The 18,941-nt window shown below is 56.9% G+C and carries 22 protein-coding genes; 14 read left to right on the top strand and 8 right to left on the bottom strand.

The window, feature by feature from the left end:
- Genes rfaC through E0L20_RS15185 form a run of 3 tightly spaced genes read left to right on the top strand, consistent with a single transcriptional unit; the run spans nt 1 to nt 3,189 of the window.
- On the top strand, nt 1-987 hold the full coding sequence (gene rfaC, locus E0L20_RS15195; protein ID WP_131634667.1) for a lipopolysaccharide heptosyltransferase RfaC: 987 nt from the start codon (nt 1-3) through the stop codon (nt 985-987).
- The gene (gene rfaQ, locus E0L20_RS15190; protein ID WP_131634666.1) at nt 980-2,083 is read left to right on the top strand and encodes a putative lipopolysaccharide heptosyltransferase III; all 1,104 of its coding nucleotides are present in this window, start codon (nt 980-982) and stop codon (nt 2,081-2,083) included. Before rfaC ends, rfaQ begins: the two co-directional genes overlap by 8 nt.
- Nucleotides 2,080-3,189: a glycosyltransferase family 4 protein gene (locus E0L20_RS15185; RefSeq protein ID WP_131634665.1), complete on the top strand. Its 1,110-nt coding sequence runs from the start codon at nt 2,080-2,082 to the stop codon at nt 3,187-3,189. The genes rfaQ and E0L20_RS15185 overlap by 4 nt, the downstream gene beginning before the upstream one ends.
- On the opposite strand, the gene E0L20_RS15180 is transcribed toward E0L20_RS15185, so the two are convergent.
- Nucleotides 3,168-4,271 (bottom strand): glycosyltransferase family 4 protein, encoded by a 1,104-nt coding sequence (locus E0L20_RS15180; RefSeq protein ID WP_131634664.1) that lies wholly within the window; start codon nt 4,269-4,271, stop codon nt 3,168-3,170. The two genes, E0L20_RS15185 and E0L20_RS15180, sit on opposite strands and share 22 nt — an antisense overlap.
- A 157-nt stretch (nt 4,272-4,428) precedes the next feature.
- On the opposite strand from E0L20_RS15180, the gene E0L20_RS15175 reads away from it, so the two are divergent.
- The 4 genes from E0L20_RS15175 (at nt 4,429) to coaD (ending at nt 8,006) form a co-directional block, all read left to right on the top strand.
- Nucleotides 4,429-5,412, top strand: coding sequence for a glycosyltransferase (locus tag E0L20_RS15175; RefSeq protein WP_131634663.1), 984 nt, complete (start codon nt 4,429-4,431; stop codon nt 5,410-5,412).
- A gap of 66 nt (nt 5,413-5,478) precedes the next feature.
- Complete coding sequence (gene waaA, locus E0L20_RS15170) at nt 5,479-6,753, top strand: lipid IV(A) 3-deoxy-D-manno-octulosonic acid transferase (RefSeq protein WP_131634662.1); 1,275 nt, start codon at nt 5,479-5,481, stop codon at nt 6,751-6,753.
- On the top strand, nt 6,753-7,523 hold the full coding sequence (locus E0L20_RS15165; protein WP_131634661.1) for a glycosyltransferase family 2 protein: 771 nt from the start codon (nt 6,753-6,755) through the stop codon (nt 7,521-7,523). The genes waaA and E0L20_RS15165 overlap by 1 nt, the downstream gene beginning before the upstream one ends.
- Nucleotides 7,524-7,526: 3 nt before the next feature.
- Complete coding sequence (coaD, locus tag E0L20_RS15160) at nt 7,527-8,006, top strand: pantetheine-phosphate adenylyltransferase (protein ID WP_131634660.1); 480 nt, start codon at nt 7,527-7,529, stop codon at nt 8,004-8,006.
- A 2-nt stretch (nt 8,007-8,008) separates the two neighbouring features.
- Here the strand turns inward: coaD and mutM are convergent, their stop codons facing one another.
- The 4 genes from mutM to radC all read right to left on the bottom strand — a co-directional run bounded on the left by mutM (nt 8,009) and on the right by radC (nt 10,201).
- Nucleotides 8,009-8,818, bottom strand: a complete 810-nt coding sequence (gene mutM, locus E0L20_RS15155) for a bifunctional DNA-formamidopyrimidine glycosylase/DNA-(apurinic or apyrimidinic site) lyase (protein ID WP_119936365.1) — start codon at nt 8,816-8,818, stop codon at nt 8,009-8,011.
- Between the two features lie 72 nt (nt 8,819-8,890).
- Nucleotides 8,891-9,058 carry a 50S ribosomal protein L33 gene (gene rpmG / locus E0L20_RS15150; RefSeq protein ID WP_003024094.1) on the bottom strand — a complete coding sequence of 56 codons (168 nt, stop codon included), beginning with the start codon at nt 9,056-9,058 and terminating at the stop codon, nt 8,891-8,893.
- A gap of 22 nt (nt 9,059-9,080) precedes the next feature.
- The gene (gene rpmB, locus E0L20_RS15145) at nt 9,081-9,317 is read right to left on the bottom strand and encodes a 50S ribosomal protein L28 (RefSeq protein ID WP_002436699.1); all 237 of its coding nucleotides are present in this window, start codon (nt 9,315-9,317) and stop codon (nt 9,081-9,083) included.
- 218 nt (nt 9,318-9,535) lie between these two features.
- Entirely contained in the window at nt 9,536-10,201 is a 666-nt protein-coding gene (radC, locus tag E0L20_RS15140; RefSeq protein WP_131634659.1) for a RadC family protein, read from the bottom strand.
- 173 nt (nt 10,202-10,374) lie between these two features.
- Between radC and coaBC the strand changes: the two genes are divergently transcribed.
- The 3 genes from coaBC to slmA all read left to right on the top strand — a co-directional run bounded on the left by coaBC (nt 10,375) and on the right by slmA (nt 12,738).
- On the top strand, nt 10,375-11,586 hold the full coding sequence (coaBC, locus tag E0L20_RS15135) for a bifunctional phosphopantothenoylcysteine decarboxylase/phosphopantothenate--cysteine ligase CoaBC (protein ID WP_131634748.1): 1,212 nt from the start codon (nt 10,375-10,377) through the stop codon (nt 11,584-11,586).
- The gene (gene dut, locus E0L20_RS15130; RefSeq protein ID WP_015570042.1) at nt 11,564-12,022 is read left to right on the top strand and encodes a dUTP diphosphatase; all 459 of its coding nucleotides are present in this window, start codon (nt 11,564-11,566) and stop codon (nt 12,020-12,022) included. The genes coaBC and dut overlap by 23 nt, the downstream gene beginning before the upstream one ends.
- Nucleotides 12,023-12,141: 119 nt before the next feature.
- The gene (gene slmA / locus E0L20_RS15125) at nt 12,142-12,738 is read left to right on the top strand and encodes a nucleoid occlusion factor SlmA (RefSeq protein WP_131634658.1); all 597 of its coding nucleotides are present in this window, start codon (nt 12,142-12,144) and stop codon (nt 12,736-12,738) included.
- 84 nt (nt 12,739-12,822) lie between these two features.
- Here the strand turns inward: slmA and pyrE are convergent, their stop codons facing one another.
- A complete protein-coding gene (pyrE, locus tag E0L20_RS15120) occupies nt 12,823-13,464 on the bottom strand; it encodes an orotate phosphoribosyltransferase (RefSeq protein ID WP_120158955.1) in 642 nt (213 codons plus the stop codon).
- A 66-nt stretch (nt 13,465-13,530) separates the two neighbouring features.
- Complete coding sequence (gene rph / locus E0L20_RS15115) at nt 13,531-14,247, bottom strand: ribonuclease PH (protein WP_010426431.1); 717 nt, start codon at nt 14,245-14,247, stop codon at nt 13,531-13,533.
- A gap of 125 nt (nt 14,248-14,372) precedes the next feature.
- Between rph and E0L20_RS15110 the strand changes: the two genes are divergently transcribed.
- Both E0L20_RS15110 and E0L20_RS15105 read left to right on the top strand, forming a co-directional pair.
- A complete protein-coding gene (locus E0L20_RS15110; RefSeq protein ID WP_131634657.1) occupies nt 14,373-15,236 on the top strand; it encodes a YicC/YloC family endoribonuclease in 864 nt (287 codons plus the stop codon).
- A 207-nt stretch (nt 15,237-15,443) separates the two neighbouring features.
- Complete coding sequence (locus E0L20_RS15105) at nt 15,444-16,061, top strand: trimeric intracellular cation channel family protein (protein ID WP_131634656.1); 618 nt, start codon at nt 15,444-15,446, stop codon at nt 16,059-16,061.
- Here E0L20_RS15105 and ligB read toward each other — a convergent pair whose 3' ends face one another.
- The gene (gene ligB, locus E0L20_RS15100) at nt 16,062-17,732 is read right to left on the bottom strand and encodes an NAD-dependent DNA ligase LigB (RefSeq protein ID WP_131634655.1); all 1,671 of its coding nucleotides are present in this window, start codon (nt 17,730-17,732) and stop codon (nt 16,062-16,064) included.
- A gap of 251 nt (nt 17,733-17,983) precedes the next feature.
- Between ligB and gmk the strand changes: the two genes are divergently transcribed.
- Nucleotides 17,984-18,607, top strand: coding sequence for a guanylate kinase (gmk, locus tag E0L20_RS15095; RefSeq protein ID WP_131634654.1), 624 nt, complete (start codon nt 17,984-17,986; stop codon nt 18,605-18,607).
- Nucleotides 18,608-18,661: 54 nt separating this feature from the next.
- Nucleotides 18,662-18,937 carry a DNA-directed RNA polymerase subunit omega gene (rpoZ, locus tag E0L20_RS15090; RefSeq protein WP_000135058.1) on the top strand — a complete coding sequence of 92 codons (276 nt, stop codon included), beginning with the start codon at nt 18,662-18,664 and terminating at the stop codon, nt 18,935-18,937.
- Nucleotides 18,938-18,941 lie beyond the last annotated feature (4 nt).

Genomic DNA, 18,941 nt, shown 5'->3' with positions numbered 1-18,941 from the left:
ATGCGGGTATTGATCGTTAAAACCTCGTCGATGGGCGATGTCCTGCATACGCTGCCGTCCCTGACGGACGCCATGCAGGCCATTCCCGGCATTCGTTTCGACTGGGTGGTGGAAGAAGGCTTCGCGCAGATCCCCACCTGGCATGAGGCAGTAGACCGCGTAATCCCGGTGGCGATCCGCCGCTGGCGTAAAGCCTGGTTCTCCGCGCCGATTAAGGCCGAGCGCAGCGCGTTCCGCGATGCGGTGCAGGCCCAGCGTTATGATGCCATCATCGACGCGCAGGGGCTGGTCAAAAGCGCCGCGCTGGTAACGCGTCTTGCACGCGGCGTAAAGCACGGCATGGACTGGCAAACCGCCCGCGAGCCGCTGGCGAGCCTGTTCTATAACCGCCGTCACCATATCGCAAAACAGCAGCACGCCGTCGAACGTACCCGCGAGCTGTTCGCCAAAAGCCTGGGCTATGCGAAGCCTGAATCGCAGGGCGATTACGCTATTTCGCAGCATTTCATGCCCGGTTCGCCGCACGACGGTTCGCCATATCTCATTTTCCTTCACGCCACGACCCGCGATGATAAACACTGGCCGGAAGCGCACTGGCGTGAACTGATCGCTCTGCTCGCCCATTCAGGGCTGCGCATCAAGCTCCCGTGGGGCGCGCCGCATGAAGAAGCGCGCGCGAAACGCCTGGCGGAAGGGTTTGATTACGTTGACGTTCTGCCACGCATGAAGCTCGATGGCGTGGCGCAGGCGCTGGCAGGCGCAGCGGCCGTCGTGTCCGTCGATACCGGCCTCAGCCACCTGACGGCGGCGCTGGATCGACCTAATATTACGCTTTACGGCCCAACGGACCCGGGCCTTATTGGCGGCTATGGAAAAAATCAATATATCTGCCGCCCGGAACATTCATCGCAGCTAAGCGACCTCGGTGCCGCTGCGGTATTTGCGCAATTAGAGCCTTTGCTGGCAGCAGAGAGAGCCTATGTCTGATTTTTTCTCCGCGGAGCGCCCGCCCAAGCGCGTGCTAATCATTAAGCTGCGTCACCACGGTGACGTTCTCCTGACCTCACCGGTGTTTACCGTGCTGAAAAAGAACTGGCCGAACGTGGAAGTCGACGCGCTGGTTTATGACGACACGCAGGCGATGCTGACCAGCCATCCGCACATTGACCAGGTCCATACCATTGGCCGCAACTGGCGTAAAAAAGGCTGGTTTGAGCAGTTCCGCCTCTACCGTGCGCTGGTGAATACGCTGAAAGTCCGCCAGTACGACGTGCTGATTAACCTGACCGAGCACTGGCACGGCGCGCGTCTGGCGCGTCGCCTGAAGCCGCGCGTCTCCGTGGGCTTTAAGCCGGACAAACGCAGCGGCCTTGCGCGTCGTCGCTGGGTGAAATCCTTCACCACGCTCTACCCGGCCATTCAGGACAACAGCCGCCACATGGTGGAGGTGAACCTGGACGCCCTGCGCCGGATCGGCATTCATCCGCAGTCCAGCGAAGATAAACACACCCTGTTCGTGCCGGGCGATGCGGCGGAAGCGTCCATTGCGGAAAAGCTGACCGGATTCGGGCTGCAGAGTAAATCGTATATCCTGGTACACCCGACGTCGCGCTGGATGTTTAAGGCCTGGGATATCAACAAGCTGGCCGCCACCATCGATAGCCTGGCCGCACGCGGCCTGCCGATTATCCTCTCCGCCGCGCCTTCAAAAGAAGAGAAGGCGTACATGGACGCGCTGCGCGCTGCGCTCACCCAGCCGGTGTTTGATTTAAGCGGTCAGTTGAACCTGAAAGAGCTGGGCGCGCTCATGAAGCACGCCCGGGTCTATTTCGGCGTGGATTCCATGCCGATGCACCTCGCCAGCGCCGTCGGTACGCCGACCGTCGCCATCTTCGGCCCAACCGGGGCGATCAAGTGGGCGCCGTGGGGGGTGAACTATCGCGTTATCGTTGCCGGGTTCACCTGCCAGCCGTGCGGTAAAGCGGGCTGCGGCGACGGCGGCATTTCTGACTGCATTACGGCCATCACCCCGCAGCAGGTGCTGAGCGCCATCGACACCATGCTTCTGGAAAATCCGGCATGAAGCTGGCAATAGTCCGACAGACCTATAACCCGAACGGCGGCGCGGAGCGTTTCGTTTCCCGCGCGCTGAACGTGCTGGCGCAGGATACCTCGCTGGACGTGACGCTAATTGCCCGCCAGTGGGAAGATGCCGCAGGCTGGAAAACGCTGACGGTGAACCCGCCGTTCCGTAACCGAATCGCCCGTGAATCCGGCTTTGCCGCGGAGGCCGCCTCGCATTTTCCGCAGTTCGATATTGTGCAGAGCCACGAGCGCATTCCGGGTGCCACCATCTTCCGCGCGGGCGACGGCGTACATGCCACTTGGCTTGAGCAGTATGGCCGCATCCTGTCGCCGCTGGCGCGCTGGGCGCAGTCACTCAGCCGGTATCACCGCTACATTCTGCAGGCCGAAGCGCAGATGTTTACCCATCCGCAGCTGCGCAAGGTGATCTGCAATTCGAAGATGGTGCGGGATGATATCGCCCGTCGCTTCGGGCTGCCGGACGACAGGCTAACGGTGATCTACAACGGCGTCGACACTGAACAGTTTAGCCCTGAAGTACGCGCGCTCTCGCAGCGTAACGCGCTCGGCATTCCCGAGCGTGCGCCCGTGCTGGCGTACGTGGGTTCCGGCTTCAGCCGTAAAGGCGTGGCGACCGCGCTGCGCGCCATCGTGCCGCATCCTGAGGTCTGGCTGCTGGTTGCCGGGCGCGATAAACACGCGCGCAGGTTCGAAAAGCTCGCCGGTAAGCTGGGCGTCTCTTCCCGCGTTAAGTTCCTGGGCCCGGTTGCTAACGTGCGCGAAGTGTACGGAACGGCCGATGCGCTTATCCTGCCGACGCTCTACGATCCCTTCCCGAACGTCTGCGTGGAAGCCCTGGCCTGCGGTCTGCCGCTGCTTACCAGCCACGGCTGCGGTGCAGCGGAGTGGATCGTCGAAGGGCAAAACGGCTGGGTGCGCGATGCGCTCGACAGCGAAGGCTACCAGCAGGCCGTTGCCCAATGGTTAAAAGGCCGCGAAGTGGGAGTCGACTATTCCGCCGCCGCACGCGCGACGGCAGAACCTTATACGCTGGACAGAATGGCGAAAGAGCTGCAGGCGCTTTACCGCGACTTGCTGCGCTGAGCCGCGTCAGAGAAGACCTTCTCCATCGCATCCAGCATACATTCGCGGGTAAAGTGGGCGCTCAGGTAGTCATAACCTTGCTGCGCCAGCGTCTCGCGAAGTGCAGCATCATCGTAGAGCGTCACAATCGCATCGTGCAGCGCTTTTTCATCGCGCTGCGCGATCAACATCCCCGTCTGGCCGTTAATGACCGCATCTCCCGTTCCGCCTGCATCGGTGGCGATAGTGGCAATGCGGGAAGCTAACGATTGCAGCACGCCCTGCGGCACGCCTTCCATATCGTGAGACGGGCTAAGCGCGATATCAAACGCCGGGAACCAGCGCTCCGGGTCACTGCGGTGCCCCGCCATCACCACGCGCTGCTGCAGCCCAAGCCCAGCGATTTCCTGTTCCAGCGCCGTTTTGTGCGGCCCTTCCCCGACAATCGCCAGTTTGATATGCGGATTGTCGATCTTTGCCAGGGCGCGCAGCAGCACGCTGTGGCCTTTGTTAGGGCGCAGGTGAGACACCACGCCGAGCCAGAAATCATCCTGCGTTAATCCGCAGTGCGCGCGGGCTTCGTGCTTATCACCGGGGCGGAAGCGCTGCGTATCCACGCCGCTTGGCACCGAGGTACTTTGGGACATCGGCACGCCAATGTTTGCGACCTGGTGGCGCAGCGCCTCGCCCGTGGTCACGATATGCGCGCAGGCCGTGCGGAACAGCCAGCGGGTCGTCCAGTTGTTGCGCGGAACGCCAGACGCATGGCGGGTACGCACCAGGGGAACAGGCTGAGAGAGCGTCAAATTTGCCAGCGCTACCAGCCAGGTGTCGGCGGAGTTGTGGCTATTAATGACGTCAATCGAGCGTCGGTTATCCTTCAGCCAGCGGCGCAGCTGCTGCAGGTTTTTAAGGTTTTTGCGCCGTAACGGCATGGTGACCACCGTTAACCCGGCATCGCGCGCCAGCCCATGTAAAGGCGCGGTTTCCGGGCAAAGGATCGTCACCTGATGGCCACGCTGAATCATCCCGAGCGATTCGTTGATAATGCGCAGAGGCTGTCCGCCTTTGCCGCCGTCTGCTTCAGTGTGAACAATATGCATACATTTCCTGTTAAGAATCTCGCCAGCGTGACGCTAATTTGCCGCCTGACGGGATCTTTGTCCCTCCAGGCATATGTTTTTAGTATCCACCAGATATAATACAGCACGAATGGTATCACCATACTGGGTGGCCTGCCCTGAACACAACGGAGAAAGCATGTCCGACACACCTTTATTGAGCCTTGTAGTCGCCGTCTACAACGGTGAAAAATTCCTGAGTGCATTTTTCGACAGCATCAAAGCTCAACGTCTGGACAGTCTGGAACTGGTCGTTGTGAACGACGGCTCGAGCGACAGCTCATCGGCCATCATCGCGCAGTACGCCAGCGAATTCCCGTTTTACAAGGTGATTGACCAGGCCAACCAGGGCGTCTCGGCGGCCCGTAATACCGGACTGGCGCAGGCAACCGGCGAGTATGTTGCGTTTCCGGATATCGACGACGTGATTTATCCGGGCATGTACCCGCGCCTGCTTGAGATGGCTAAAAAGAACGATCTTGACGTGGCGACCTGTAACGGGACCTATATCTACGACGATGGTCGACCGTCGAAGAAAATCTTCCCCTCCGATAAACTGCACTCCACGGACGTACTCGACGGCCCAACGTGGCTGCAGCGCGCCCTGGCGTCGCGTAAATTCCTGCACGTTACCTGGCTGAATATTTACCGCCACGCGTTTATTCAGGAGCAGGGCTTCACCTTTGAGCATGGCCTGCGTCACCAGGACATTCCGTGGACCACCGAAGTGCTGCTGACCGCCAAACGCGTGCAGTACACCGACGAAACCTTCTACGACTACCTCATCCACTCCGCGTCGGTATCGCATACGCCGGGAACGGATGACACGCGCATGCGCAACGCGCGTCATTACATGAAAATCCTCGAGATGCTGGATGCTATTAATCAGCGCCATCCGGATGCCGTGCGCCGCGTTCCGGCCTGCCAGTGGCAGATCGCAAAAGAGGGCCTGGGTATTCTTCACGCCATTAACAACATCGGCGATCTCAGTAAAAAGCGCGAAATCATCCGCGAGCTGTTCGATCGCGGGATCTGGACGCTTATCTGGAAAAATGCTCGCGGGCTGCGCCAGCACTGGCGGCTGGGCCGTCGCTATTTCCGTTTAAAACGGTATCTGGCATAAGAGATAGCTTTACCTGGCTTAAATGCTTAGAATTTGCCCGCCGAAACTAAAAAAACGGATAATCGCTTGGAATTGTTGTATACCGCCCTGCTCTACCTCATTCAGCCACTGGTGTGGCTGCGACTGTTGCTTCGTAGCCGAAAAGCGCCTGCGTATCGAAAACGCTGGGCTGAACGCTATGGTTTCTGCCGCAATAAGGTTGCCCCGGACGGTATTTTGCTTCATTCCGTGTCTGTCGGTGAAACGCTGGCGGCTATCCCGCTGGTGCGCGCCCTGCGTCACCGCTACCCTTCGCTGCCGATCACAGTCACCACCATGACGCCGACCGGCTCGGAGCGCGCGTTATCCGCGTTCGGTAAAGACGTACATCACGTCTATCTCCCTTACGATCTTCCCTGCGCCATGAACCGCTTCCTGAACACCGTGCGCCCGAAGCTGGTGATCGTGATGGAAACCGAGCTGTGGCCAAACATGATTTCCGCCCTGCACGCCCGTAAAATCCCGCTGGTGATTGCCAACGCCCGCCTTTCAGAGCGCTCGGCGAAGGGATACGGCAAGCTGGGTAAATTTATGCGTCGCCTGCTCAGCAGAATTACGCTGATCGCCGCACAGAACGAAGAAGACGCGGCACGCTTTGTCGCGCTGGGCCTGAAGCGTAACCAGCTTGCGGTAACGGGAAGCCTGAAGTTCGATATTTCCGTTACGCCAGAGCTCGCAGCTCGCGCGGTAACGCTGCGCCGCCAGTGGGCACCGCGCCGCCAGGTCTGGATTGCGACCAGCACCCACGACGGCGAAGAAGAGATTATCCTGCAGGCGCACCGCAAGCTGCTGGAAAAATTCCCAGACCTGCTGCTGATCCTGGTTCCCCGCCATCCGGAGCGTTTTAAGGATGCCCGCGAAATGGTGCAAAAGGGCGGCTTCAGCTACACCCTGCGCAGCAGCGGTGAGATCCCTTCCGGCAGCACTCAGGTGGTGATTGGCGATACGATGGGCGAGCTGATGCTGCTGTACGGCATTGCCGACCTCGCGTTCGTTGGCGGTAGCCTGGTGGAGCGCGGCGGCCATAACCCGCTAGAGCCGGCTGCCCACGCCATTCCGGTGCTGATGGGGCCACACACCTTTAACTTCAAAGATATCTGCGCTAAATTGCAGCAGGCTGACGGCTTAATCACCGTAACCGACGCGGATTCGGTGGTTAAAGAGGTCTCAACCCTGCTGACCGACGAAGACTACCGCCTGTGGTACGGTCGCCATGCCGTCGAAGTGCTGCATCAGAATCAGGGCGCACTGACCCGTCTGCTGCAACTTCTGCAACCTTATCTGCCTCAGCGGAGCCACTAATGCCAACGCGTCTGTCGGTGGTGATGATCGCCAAAAACGCTGCCGACCTGCTCCCCGACTGCCTGGCCTCCGTTGCCTGGGCTGACGAGATTGTTCTCCTCGACTCAGGTAGCGAAGACAACACGGTGGACGTTGCCCGTGCGGCGGGCGCGAAGGTGTATATCAACACCGACTGGCAGGGTTACGGCATCCAGCGCCAGCGCGCGCAGGATTACGCCACCGGCGATTACGTGCTGATGATCGATACCGATGAGCGCGTTACGCCGGAACTTCAGCAGGCCATCAAGGGCGTGCTCGCCGCGCCTCAACCGGGTGCGGTATACAGTATTGCGCGCCGAAACTACTTTCTTGGCCGCTTCATGCGCCACAGCGGCTGGTATCCCGACCGCGTGATGCGCCTGTATGAGCGCGACCGCTATCAGTATAACGATAACCTTGTCCATGAATCCCTTGCCTGCGATAACGCTCAGGTGCTTCCCCTGACGGGCGACCTGCTGCACCTGACCTGCCGGGATTTCGCCAGCTTCCAGCGTAAGCAGCTCAGCTACGCCACGGCATGGGCGCAGGAACGTCACCAGCGCGGCAAGAAGGCCTCGCTGACGGGGATCTTCACCCACACGCTGGGGGCGTTTCTGAAAACGCTGCTGCTGCGCGGTGGCGTACTGGACGGTAAGCAGGGTTGGTTACTGGCTGTGGTTAATGCCCAGTATACTTTCAACAAATACACCGAGCTGTGGGCGCTCTGCCGCGGCTACTCAGAGAAAGCGTGAGCCATGAGCACAAAAGCGATTTATCCGGGTACCTTCGATCCGATCACAAACGGTCATCTTGACATCATCACCCGTGCGGCGAGCATGTTCGACAAGGTGATTCTGGCGATTGCCGCCAGCCCCAGCAAAAAGCCGATGTTCGATCTGCCCGAGCGAGTGGCGCTTGCCACCGATGCGATTTCGCACCTGCCGAACGTTGAGGTAATTGGTTTCAGCGACCTGATGGCCAACTTTGCACGCGCCCAGCAGGCCAATATCCTGATCCGTGGCCTGCGCGCGGTGGCAGACTTCGAGTATGAAATGCAGCTGGCGCACATGAACCGCCATCTTATGCCGGAGCTGGAAAGCGTGTTCCTGATGCCTTCCAAAGAGTGGTCATTTATCTCTTCATCGCTGGTGAAAGAGGTCGCGCGCCATCACGGCGACGTGACCCACTTCCTGCCGGTCAACGTCCACCGGGCATTAATGGAAAAGCTGAAGTAGCCCTACTTCTGACACTGACGACAGTAGAACGTGGCGCGCTGGGCGTGTTTCGTCGCAATAATGGGCGTGCCACACACTCTGCACGGCTCGCCTTTGCGGCCATACACCTGTAGCTCCTGCGCAAAATAGCCCGGCTTACCGTCACTTTGCAGGAAGTCCTTCAGCGTGGTTCCCCCCTGCTCAATTGAGCGCAGCAGCACCGCTTTAATCACCCGAACCAGCAGCTCACACTCCTGTGCCGACAGCGAAGAGGCCAGCCGATCGGGATGGATCCCGGCGGCAAACAGCGATTCGCTGGCGTAAATATTTCCCACGCCGACCACCAGCTTGTTATCCATTAGCCAGGGCTTAATCGGCGTCTTTTTCTTTGCGCACTTCTCTTTCAGGTATTCCGCATTAAAGGCCTCTGAGAGCGGCTCCGGCCCCAGATGCGCCAGCACGCTGTGCCCTTCAAGCTCTTTGGTCCATAGCCAAGCGCCAAAGCGCCGTGGGTCGGTATAGCGCAGCACCTTGCCGTTGCTCATCACCAGATCGACATGGTCATGCTTTTCGGCAGGCAGCTCTTCGGTGAGGATACGCAGGCTTCCGGACATGCCGAGGTGGATGATAATCCAGCCGTCGGGCAGCTCCAGCAGCAGGTACTTAGCGCGGCGCTGCACGCTGAGGATAGGTTTATCGCTTAACGCGTGGATCTCATCGGACACCGGCCAGCGAAGGCGACCATTACGGACAACCGCATGAAGAATAGTTGCGCCGACCAGATGGGGCTCAATGCCGCGGCGGCTGGTCTCTACCTCGGGTAATTCAGGCATGGTTCCTCCGTTGAGATACAGAATGCAAAAAACCCCGCAGTTGCGGGGTTTTTCAATACAAGGAGACTAAAATTATTTGATTTTAGCTTCTTTGTACAGTACGTGCTGGCGTACAACTGGATCGAATTTTTTCAGTTCCAGTTTTTCCGGCTTAGTACGTTTGTTCTTCGTGGTGGTGTAGAAGTGACCTGTACCAGCAGAAGAAACCAGCTTGATTTTCTCGCGAATACCTTTAGCCATGATTTATTTCCTCTTTAAGTACTTAGTACTTTTCGCCACGGGCACGCAGTTCGGACAGAACTGTATCGATGCCTTTCTTATCAATAACACGCATACCTTTAGCAGATACACGCAGGGTGACAAAACGCTTCTCGCTCTCAACCCAGAAACGGTGAGAGTGCAGGTTCGGCAGGAAACGGCGTTTAGTCGCGTTCAGTGCGTGGGAACGGTTGTTACCGGTCACCGGACGCTTGCCAGTAACTTGGCAGACTCGGGACATGTCTATTCTCCAAAAATCAAATTAGCTCGAGCTTCGTATGGGGTATCGGCGCCTCGTCAGGCTTTACAGCCCGGTCATCGCATAGTTCTAAGTGAACTCTCGATTGCCAGGCCCAAATGCCAAACCCGAGATTCTCAAAGGTGGCGTAGTATACGCTGACTCGGCGGTGTGCTCAAGTCCCGAACAGACAAAGATCCCAATGGATCGCGAGAAAGGGCCTAAATCCAACCCCGTTCTGCAAAAGAAATGTACTCTCCGCGGCCAATTATCATATGGTCCAGCACACGAATGTCCATGAATTGACAGCACTTGATAATGCGTTGGGTGATTTCTTTATCCGCTTTGCTCGGTTGCGCACAGCCAGAGGGGTGATTATGCGCGAGGATCACGCCGGCTGCATTCACTTTTATCGCTTCCCGCACAATTTCACGCGGATGAACCTCCACATGGCTTAATGTCCCTGAAAACAGATGGCTGTGCTTGATTATCCGATTCCTGTTGTCGAGGAAGATCACCATAAAGATCTCGCGCTCCGCATCTGCCAGCTGGCTTTGCAGGAATTCACGCGCGCCGTCGGGCGTCAGAACCGGGTCTTCCTCCTCCAGACGGACATTGTAAAAACGTCGGGCAAGCTCGGCGATGCCTCTCAATTGAGCATACTTCGCAACGCCAATTCCCTCGACGTGCCTGAACTCCTCCAGCTCTGCCGTCAGCAAACCGTACAGTGAGCCAAAGTGGTCTATCAAATCTTTTGCCAGCGTAAACACCGTCTTACCCTGCGTACCGGTGCGCAAAAAAAGCGCCAGCAGTTCGTCATCCTTTAACAACGTGACGCCATAGCGCAGTAATTTTTCGCGCGGTAGCATAAGTTCTGTCTCTTCCATGTGCCGTCTCCTTTTTGTTGCCTTCATGCTGCCACAGGCAAACCCGGCACTCGACGCGCATTTTTCGTTCTTGCGTAACGCCTCGCAAACTGGACAGCGGACAAAATGCCCCCGTTTTTATGATTGTGATAAAATGCCCGCTCTCTGGTGAACCCCAACAGGAAAGAATCATGATGAGCCTGGCCGGTAAAAAGATCGTTCTTGGCGTGAGCGGCGGTATTGCTGCCTATAAAGCCCCGGACCTGGTGCGTCGCCTGCGCGAGCGCGGGGCCGACGTGCGGGTCGCGATAACCGAAGGTGGCAAAGCCTTTATCACCCCGCTGAGCCTGCAGGCCGTTTCAGGATACCCGGTATCTGACAGCCTGCTCGATCCGGCTGCAGAAGCCGCAATGGGTCATATCGAGCTGGGAAAATGGGCAGATTTGGTTATCCTTGCCCCGGCTACGGCAGACTTACTTGCCCGCGTGGCCGCAGGCATGGCGAACGATCTCGTCTCAACCATTTGCCTTGCCACGCCTGCGCCCGTGGCCGTCGTGCCCGCCATGAACCAGCAGATGTACCGTAACGCCGCGACCCAGCACAATCTGGAGACGCTGGCCTCACGAGGCCTGCTGATCTGGGGGCCAGACAGCGGCAGCCAGGCCTGCGGTGACGTAGGCCCAGGCCGTATGCTTGACCCGCTGACGATTGTTGATATGGCCGCCGCCCATTTTTCGCCTGTCAACGATCTGCAACATCTCAACATCATGATTACCGCGGGCCCCACGCGCGAGCCGCTGGACCCGGTGCGTTACATTACCAACCACAGCTCCGGTAAGATGGGCTTTGCCATTGCTGCTGCGGCAGCAAAACGCGGTGCGCACGTCACGCTGGTAAGCGGCCCGGTCTCGCTGCCTACGCCACCGTTTGTGCAGCGCATCAATGTCACCACCGCGCTGGAAATGGAAGCCGCCGTGCAGGCGCATGCGCAAAGCCAGCAGATTTTTATCGGCTGTGCGGCCGTGGCGGATTACCGTGCAGAGACAATTTCTGATGCCAAAATTAAAAAGCAAGGCGATGAATTAACGATAAAAATGGTGAAAAACCCGGATATCGTTGCCGGTGTCGCCGCACTGAAAAGCCATCGTCCTTACGTTGTTGGGTTTGCCGCAGAAACGAATAATGTGGAAGAATATGCCCGGCAAAAACGTACCCGCAAAAACCTCGATTTGATTTGCGCGAACGACGTATCGCTGGCCACGCAAGGATTTAACAGCGACAGCAACGCACTGCACCTTTTCTGGCAGGAGGGAGATAAAGTCTTACCGCGTGAGCGTAAGGAACTCCTGGGCCAACAATTACTGGACGAGATCGTTACCCGTTATGATGAAAAAAATCGACGTTAAGATTCTGGACCCGCGAGTTGGCGAGCAGTTCCCGCTGCCAACCTATGCCACCTCCGGCTCTGCCGGTCTTGACCTGCGCGCCTGTCTCGATGACGCCGTAGAACTGGCTCCGGGTGCGACCACCCTGATCCCGACCGGCCTGGCGATTCACATTGCTGACCCGTCGCTGGCAGCGGTGATCCTGCCGCGTTCTGGCCTGGGCCATAAGCACGGCGTCGTGCTGGGCAACCTGGTCGGCCTGATTGATTCTGACTACCAGGGTCAGCTGATGGTGTCCGTCTGGAACCGCGGTCAGGACAGCTTCACCATTGAGCCCGGCGAGCGTATCGCGCAGATGGTCTTTGTCCCTGTGGTGCAGGCAGAATTTAACCTGGTAGCTGACTTTGATGCTACCGACCGTGGCGAAGGCGGCTTCGGCCATTCCGGGCGCAAATAGTCGCCCGACAGATACGCATCTCACAGCGCCATAATGTCATAACAAACCGCAAACGTTAGTTTGCGGTCGCTGTGTGGATGCCAGCCTGGCAGTGCTTATTTTCAGGGGTATTTTGTAACATGGCAGAAAAACAAACCGCGAAAAGGAATCGTCGCGAAGAAATACTTCAATCTCTGGCTCTGATGCTTGAATCCAGCGATGGCAGTCAACGCATCACAACCGCAAAACTGGCCGCTTCTGTAGGCGTGTCAGAGGCGGCGCTGTATCGCCATTTTCCGAGCAAAACCCGGATGTTCGACAGCCTGATCGAGTTCATCGAAGACAGCCTGATCACGCGCATCAATCTGATTTTGAAAGATGAAAAAGACACTACCGCACGTATTCGACTGATAGTGCTGTTGATTCTGGGCTTTGGTGAACGCAATCCGGGCCTCACCCGTATTCTGACCGGCCACGCGCTGATGTTCGAGCAGGACCGTCTGCAGGGCCGCATTAACCAGCTTTTTGAGCGTATCGAAGCCCAGCTGCGACAGGTGCTGCGCGAGAAGAAAATGCGTGAAGGTGAAGGTTACACCACCGATGAAACGCTGCTGGCGAGCCAGATCCTGGCGTTTTGTGAAGGGATGCTCTCCCGCTTTGTGCGCAGTGAATTCAAGTACTGCCCAACGGAAGATTTCGACGCTCGCTGGCCGTTAGTGGCCGCTCAGTTGCAGTAATGCCGTTGCCGGATGGCGGCTTCGCCTTATCCGGCCAACGAAATGCGCAGGCCCGGTAAAGCGTAGCGCCACCGGGCAATTCAACTACACGCCGAACTCTTCCCGGTACGCACGTACCGCCGCCAGATGGTCCGCCATCTCTGGCTTCTCTTCCAGGTATGCAATCAGATCTTTCAGGGTGATGATGGAAGTCACCTTGCAGCCGTAATCACGCTCAACTTCCTGAATGGCAGAAATTTCGCCACGGCCGCGCTCCTGACGATCCAGAGAAATCAGCACGCCGGCCAGCGTCGCACCGTTAGCCTGGATAATTTCCATCGATTCACGAATCGCCGTGCCGGCGGTGATCACATCGTCTACCAGCATAACGCGGCCCTGCAGCGCGCTTCCGACCAGGTTGCCGCCCTCACCGTGGGTTTTGGCTTCTTTACGATTAAAGCAGTAAGGCACATCACGGTCGTGGTGCTCCGCCAGCGCAACCGCGGTGGTGGTCGCAATCGGAATGCCTTTGTAGGCCGGGCCAAACAGCAGGTCAAAATCAATCCCGGAATCCACCAGCGCTTCGGCATAGAAACGGCCTAACAGAGCCAGATCGCGCCCGGTATTAAACAGTCCGGCGTTGAAGAAATAGGGGCTCTTACGCCCGGATTTCAGCGTAAACTCGCCAAACTTAAGTACCTGCTTGTTAAGCGCAAACTCGATAAACTGGCGCTGATACGATTTCATGGATTCGCTCCTTTGGTTTTTCTGTCTTACAGGCAAAAAAAAGGCGACTCATTGGTCGCCTGTAAATCAATTTTCTAACGCCGCTTTCTGCGTCGTTACAATGGATTCGATTCCCCCTCGGGCCAACGCCAACAAGGAGAGAAGCTCTTCGTGGGTGAACGGTTCGCCTTCCGCGGTGCCCTGCACTTCGATGATGCGACCGTCTTCAGTCATCACCACGTTCATGTCGGTTTCAGCGGCGGAATCTTCAACATATTCCAGATCGCAAAGCGCTTCGCCGTTAACAATACCCACGGAAACTGCCGCAACCATCCCTTTCATGGGGTTGGTTTTCAGCTTACCGGCCGCAACCAGCTTGTTCAGCGCATCCGCCAGCGCGACGCAGGCACCAGTAATGGATGCGGTACGCGTGCCGCCATCGGCCTGAATCACGTCGCAATCGAGGGTGATGGTGAATTCGCCGAGGATTTTCAGATCAACCGCTGCACGCAGTGCACGTGCGATCAGACGTTGAATTTCCATGGTACGGCCGCCCTGCTTGCCCTTCGCTGCTTCACGGGCATTACGGGTATGGGTCGCGCGCGGCAGCATGCCGTACTCAGCGGTGATCCAGCCCTGGCCCTGACCTTTCAGAAAGCGCGGAACGCCTTCTTCGATAGAGGCGGTGCACAGCACTTTGGTGTCACCAAACTCAACCAGCACGGAGCCTTCAGCGTGTTTTGTATAGTTACGGGTCAGGGTGACGGGACGCACCTGATTGGCGCTACGACCTGATGGACGCATGATGGATTCTCCGGCTTGAAACGAATGTGGCTGCGCATTATACGGATTAAACGCGCTTATTCCTATCCTGACAAAGCCCTGAAAGCTATAATCCCCCCATCTCACCTTTAAAAACGGGAATGTCTATGATCCGCAGTATGACCGCCTACGCCCGGCGTGAAATCAAGGGTAGCTGGGGTAGCGCTACCTGGGAAATGCGCTCGGTAAACCAGCGCTATCTGGAAACGTATTTCCGTATGCCGGAGCAGTTCCGCAGCCTGGAGCCTGTCGTGCGTGAGCGTATCCGTACTCGTCTGACGCGCGGCAAAGTAGAATGCAACCTGCGTTTTGAGCCTGACGCCAGCGCGCAGGGTGAGCTGATCCTCAATGAAAAACTGGCAAAGCAGCTCGTGAACGCGGCGAACTGGGTCAAAATGCAGAGCGATGAAGGCGAAATCAACCCGGTTGATATTCTGCGCTGGCCTGGCGTGATGGCCGCCGGCGAGCAGGATCTGGACGCGATTACCACTGAAATTCTGGCAGCGCTCGACGGCACGCTGGATGACTTTATCATTGCCCGTGAAACCGAAGGCCAGGCCCTGAAAGCGATGATCGAGCAGCGCCTGGAAGGCGTGAGTGCTGAAGTCGCGAAAGTCCGTACCCATATGCCGGAGGTGCTGCAGTGGCAGCGTGAGCGCCTGGTATCCAAACTGGAAGAAGCAGAAGTCCAGCTGGAAAACACGCGTCTGGAACAGGAGCTGGTGCTGATGGCACAGCGCGTTGACGTGGCAGAAGAGCTGGATCGCCTGGAAGCGCACGTCAAAGAAACCTACAACATTCTGAAGAAGAAAGAAGCCGTGGGCCGCCGTCTGGACTTTATGATGCAGGAGTTTAACCGCGAGTCGAATACTCTGGCCTCTAAATCGATTAATGCTGAAGTTACCAACTCTGCGATTGAGCTGAAAGTGCTGATCGAGCAGATGCGCGAGCAGATCCAGAATATCGAGTAATGCCGCAGCCGGGTGGTGTCGCCTGACATCACCCATTAGTATTTTTCATTCTTTCCACACGCAATTATCTCGCCAAACAGCCCTTCATCAACATGAATCTTTAACTTTGGATAAGATTTACTAAGGCAAACTGCGTCGCCTTAGAAAATCTCAATCGTGATCCTGCGCACAAATCGCTAACCTCCATGCCTGTATACCGGAGGTTTTATGCTGCTTCATATTCTTTATCTTATTGGCATCACCGCAGAAGCCATGACCGGCGCACTCGCTGCCGGACGTCGCCGTATGGACACCTTCGGCGTAATCATCATTGCTACCGCCACCGCGCTGGGCGGCGGTTCCGTGCGTGATATTCTGCTCGGTCATTATCCGCTCGGTTGGGTTAAAAACCCTGAATACGTCATTATCGTCGCAACGGCTGCCGTATTAACGACCATAGTGGCTCCCGTGATGCCCCACCTGCGCCGCCTGTTCCTGGTGCTTGATGCACTCGGACTGATCGTTTTTTCGATAATCGGTGCCCAGATTGCCCTCGATATGGGTGAAGGCCCGGTTATTGCTACCATTGCCGCCGTAATAACAGGTGTATTTGGCGGCGTCCTGCGCGATATGTTCTGCAAACGCATTCCTCTGGTGTTCCAGAAAGAGCTGTATGCCGGCATCTCTTTTGCCGCCGCGGTGCTCTATGTAGCCCTTCAGCATTATGTTTCTAACCACGATGTTGTGGTCATCTCCACGCTTCTGTTCGGCTTTACGGCTCGTATGCTGGCGCTGCGCCTGAAGCTTGGGTTACCGGTATTCCACTACAAGCACAACGCACACTAATCAGAATCCGTTGATGTGCTGCTCAGCAAGCCACTTTGTCAGCACATCAACCTGAGGCGAATTTATCCAGCTCACAATTTGCCGCGCTTTCTCCTCTCCCGTTCCCGGTAGCGCCCGCCAGTCCGCAACGCTACGCTCGCTCATCGTCTGCCACGTAAGCCCACCGGCAGCCTTTAGCGTCGCTTTGGTGAGGGGAACCCCCATTGCGCTTATCCACCGAATAAAGGGCCGATCGCGCACCAGATTAAAACGATGCCAGAGCGCCAGTCCGCGTACGGCAGAAAGCCCCGGCGTTGCCTGCAGCTCTGCCTGCGTTAACAACAGCCATGAAAAAATATGTTCAAAATGATGCGCCTGGTAGAGCGCACGCCAGCCTGACTCGCCTAATCCTTCGATATCCAGCCCCTGCTTCGAGCTGAGCCAGATCAGCCGGGCAAAAAACTGCTCCATACAGTCCGGCGAGGCGTAAAAACAGCTCAGTGAATGATATTGCGAGGTGGGGGGCTGCGGTTTTTGCCTGTCTACGCCACGCCATACCACCCTATCCAGCCGAGGGATACCCTGACCGGCCAGGCTAACCAGCACCTGGTCGCCGGGAGCAACGTCCAGCTGTTGCCAGCGAACAACCGAACCAAGGCTAACCCGCTGCACCCGTTTATCATCCAGCAATACAGGCTCCAGCACCGCCACGACGGACACCCTGCCCGTGCGTCCGACGGCAAACTGAATATCCTTTACCCCAGCCAGCTGCGCGACGGGCATATATTTCCACGCTACGACCCAGGTTCCCTCCCCCGGCAACCAGTTTTCACCCGTGGGTTCCTCCGCTGAGCGCACCACAATGCCGTCCGTGGCAAAGGGTAACGCTGTGGTTTGCCATGCTGAGCGCTGCTTTTCTACCGCCTCAATCGACGTAGCAGGCAACGTAAAGCGGGATGTGAGGGTAAATCCGGCTTTTGACAGCGCAGCCAAAGCGACCGGCATGTCTTTCGGTCCATCAGGCCAGGCCCAGATAAAAATTCCAATCTGGTTCAGAATTGGGGCGTCCTTTTGTCGCATCATCGCACCCGCGACTTTTGCCCGCGCGTTCATCCCGCCCATCTGCTGCTGAACGTGGCGATCGCGCAGCCAAAAAAGCTCACCCTGCAACACGCTGTTCGCAAGCGCGCCGGCCAGATTTTGCGGAACTGACGGTATTAAACGTATTCGCGCCGTCCAGTCTTCACCTTTAAGCCCGTCGCCCCGGCTGATGGCCTGAGCGAGCTTCCCGTCACGGTAGACCAGCGTCACCGCCACTCCGTCTACTTTGGGCTGCATCCAGAGATTGCGCCGGGCGCGCATCCACTGATTCAGCTCTACTTTACTGGCAACCTTATGGACCCCCGTATGGGCTACAGGGTGCTTTACGCGCCCAATCAGTGCGGGCAGCTTCTCCTCTGAAGGATCGCTGCCAAAACAGTGCTGCCACTGCGCTAACCGTGCGTTGAGCTGGTCGTAAGTCTCGTCATTCACCTCGCTCACGCCCTGCTTCCAGTAGGCATCATCCCAGCGTTTGATTTGCGCGCTTAACAACGCTATCTCTTTCTCTGCTTTTACCTGCGACCACACCGGACACACCGCCGCGCCATAGCCACACCACAACAGCATTAATCCGCTTATCCATCGCCACATCGCTACCCCTCCTTTGCATTGCAGGAGGTATACCCGGATGCCTGAAACAACGCTAACGGCAACGTTTCACAATGCGAGGTGCTATCCAGCGTTTCTTTTTGTTGCTGAAAACCCCACATAAAACCTGAAAACGGCACGCAAAATTCAATAATCCAGGGGAAAAAGTGTGACAAAGGCTACGTCACGGTGCGCCGACGTGTATAATAAGCCCGTATGTAGGACTTCTTCGTTAACACATACAAAAGACTCTCATGGCTCAAGGCACGCTTTATATTGTTTCTGCCCCTAGTGGCGCGGGTAAATCCAGCCTTATTCAGGCATTGTTAAAAACCCAACCGTTGTACGACACGCAGGTTTCTGTTTCTCACACCACGCGAGCGCCGCGTCCGGGTGAGGTGCACGGTGAACACTATTTCTTTGTCGATCACGACGAATTCAGAGCGATGATTGGTAGAGACGCGTTTCTTGAACACGCAGAAGTTTTCGGTAACTACTACGGTACCTCGCGTGAAACCATTGAGCAGGTTCTGGCAACCGGCGTAAATGTTTTCCTGGATATTGACTGGCAGGGTGCAGAGCAGATTCGCAAGAAAATGCCGGATTCGCGCAGTATCTTTATTTTACCGCCATCGAAAGATGAGCTGGATCGCCGTCTGCGCGGCCGCGGCCAGGACAGCGAAGAAGTGATCGCAAAGCGTATGGAGCAGGCAGTTGCAGAAATGAGCCATTACGCGGAATATGATTACCTTATTGTGAATGATGATTTTGATGCCGCCCTTAGCGATCTCAAGACCATTCTTCGTGCAGAACGCCTGCGTATGAGCCGCCAGAAGCAGCGACATGACGCATTAATCACCAAACTGTTGGCAGACTGAACCCACTTTCAGTATCATGCCCAGTCATTTCTTCACCTGTGGAGCATTTTAAGTATGGCACGCGTAACTGTTCAGGACGCTGTAGAGAAAATTGGTAACCGTTTTGACCTGGTGCTGGTCGCCGCGCGTCGCGCTCGTCAGATGCAGGTAGGCGGCAAAGATCCGCTGGTACCGGAAGAAAACGATAAAACCACCGTTATTGCACTTCGCGAAATCGAAGAAGGTCTGATCAACAACCAGATCCTCGACGTGCGTGAGCGCCAGGAGCAGCAAGAGCAGGAAGCCGCAGAACTGCAGGCCGTAACCGCCATTGCTGAAGGTCGTCGTTAATTAA

Origin of the sequence: Enterobacter wuhouensis (genome assembly GCF_004331265.1) — a bacterium.
Classification (GTDB): domain Bacteria; phylum Pseudomonadota; class Gammaproteobacteria; order Enterobacterales; family Enterobacteriaceae; genus Enterobacter; species Enterobacter wuhouensis.
This window is presented reverse-complemented; position numbering and strand designations above follow the sequence as displayed.

Bases quoted from the DNA above. Each gene is read 5' to 3' on its own strand.
- rph (WP_010426431.1), bottom strand. From the start codon at position 14,247: ATGCGTCCATCAGGTCGTAGCGCCAATCAGGTGCGTCCCGTCACCCTG.
- rpmG (WP_003024094.1), bottom strand. From the start codon at position 9,058: ATGGCTAAAGGTATTCGCGAGAAAATCAAGCTGGTTTCTTCTGCTGGT.
- rfaC (WP_131634667.1), top strand. From the start codon at position 1: ATGCGGGTATTGATCGTTAAAACCTCGTCGATGGGCGATGTCCTGCAT.
- dut (WP_015570042.1), top strand. From the start codon at position 11,564: ATGATGAAAAAAATCGACGTTAAGATTCTGGACCCGCGAGTTGGCGAG.
- rpmB (WP_002436699.1), bottom strand. From the start codon at position 9,317: ATGTCCCGAGTCTGCCAAGTTACTGGCAAGCGTCCGGTGACCGGTAAC.
- rfaQ (WP_131634666.1), top strand. From the start codon at position 980: ATGTCTGATTTTTTCTCCGCGGAGCGCCCGCCCAAGCGCGTGCTAATC.
- mutM (WP_119936365.1), bottom strand. From the start codon at position 8,818: ATGCCTGAATTACCCGAGGTAGAGACCAGCCGCCGCGGCATTGAGCCC.
- E0L20_RS15110 (WP_131634657.1), top strand. From the start codon at position 14,373: ATGATCCGCAGTATGACCGCCTACGCCCGGCGTGAAATCAAGGGTAGC.
- slmA (WP_131634658.1), top strand. From the start codon at position 12,142: ATGGCAGAAAAACAAACCGCGAAAAGGAATCGTCGCGAAGAAATACTT.
- coaBC (WP_131634748.1), top strand. From the start codon at position 10,375: ATGAGCCTGGCCGGTAAAAAGATCGTTCTTGGCGTGAGCGGCGGTATT.
- E0L20_RS15175 (WP_131634663.1), top strand. From the start codon at position 4,429: ATGTCCGACACACCTTTATTGAGCCTTGTAGTCGCCGTCTACAACGGT.
- E0L20_RS15185 (WP_131634665.1), top strand. From the start codon at position 2,080: ATGAAGCTGGCAATAGTCCGACAGACCTATAACCCGAACGGCGGCGCG.
- rpoZ (WP_000135058.1), top strand. From the start codon at position 18,662: ATGGCACGCGTAACTGTTCAGGACGCTGTAGAGAAAATTGGTAACCGT.
- pyrE (WP_120158955.1), bottom strand. From the start codon at position 13,464: ATGAAATCGTATCAGCGCCAGTTTATCGAGTTTGCGCTTAACAAGCAG.
- E0L20_RS15105 (WP_131634656.1), top strand. From the start codon at position 15,444: ATGCTGCTTCATATTCTTTATCTTATTGGCATCACCGCAGAAGCCATG.
- E0L20_RS15165 (WP_131634661.1), top strand. From the start codon at position 6,753: ATGCCAACGCGTCTGTCGGTGGTGATGATCGCCAAAAACGCTGCCGAC.
- ligB (WP_131634655.1), bottom strand. From the start codon at position 17,732: ATGTGGCGATGGATAAGCGGATTAATGCTGTTGTGGTGTGGCTATGGC.
- coaD (WP_131634660.1), top strand. From the start codon at position 7,527: ATGAGCACAAAAGCGATTTATCCGGGTACCTTCGATCCGATCACAAAC.
- gmk (WP_131634654.1), top strand. From the start codon at position 17,984: ATGGCTCAAGGCACGCTTTATATTGTTTCTGCCCCTAGTGGCGCGGGT.
- E0L20_RS15180 (WP_131634664.1), bottom strand. From the start codon at position 4,271: ATGCATATTGTTCACACTGAAGCAGACGGCGGCAAAGGCGGACAGCCT.
- radC (WP_131634659.1), bottom strand. From the start codon at position 10,201: ATGGAAGAGACAGAACTTATGCTACCGCGCGAAAAATTACTGCGCTAT.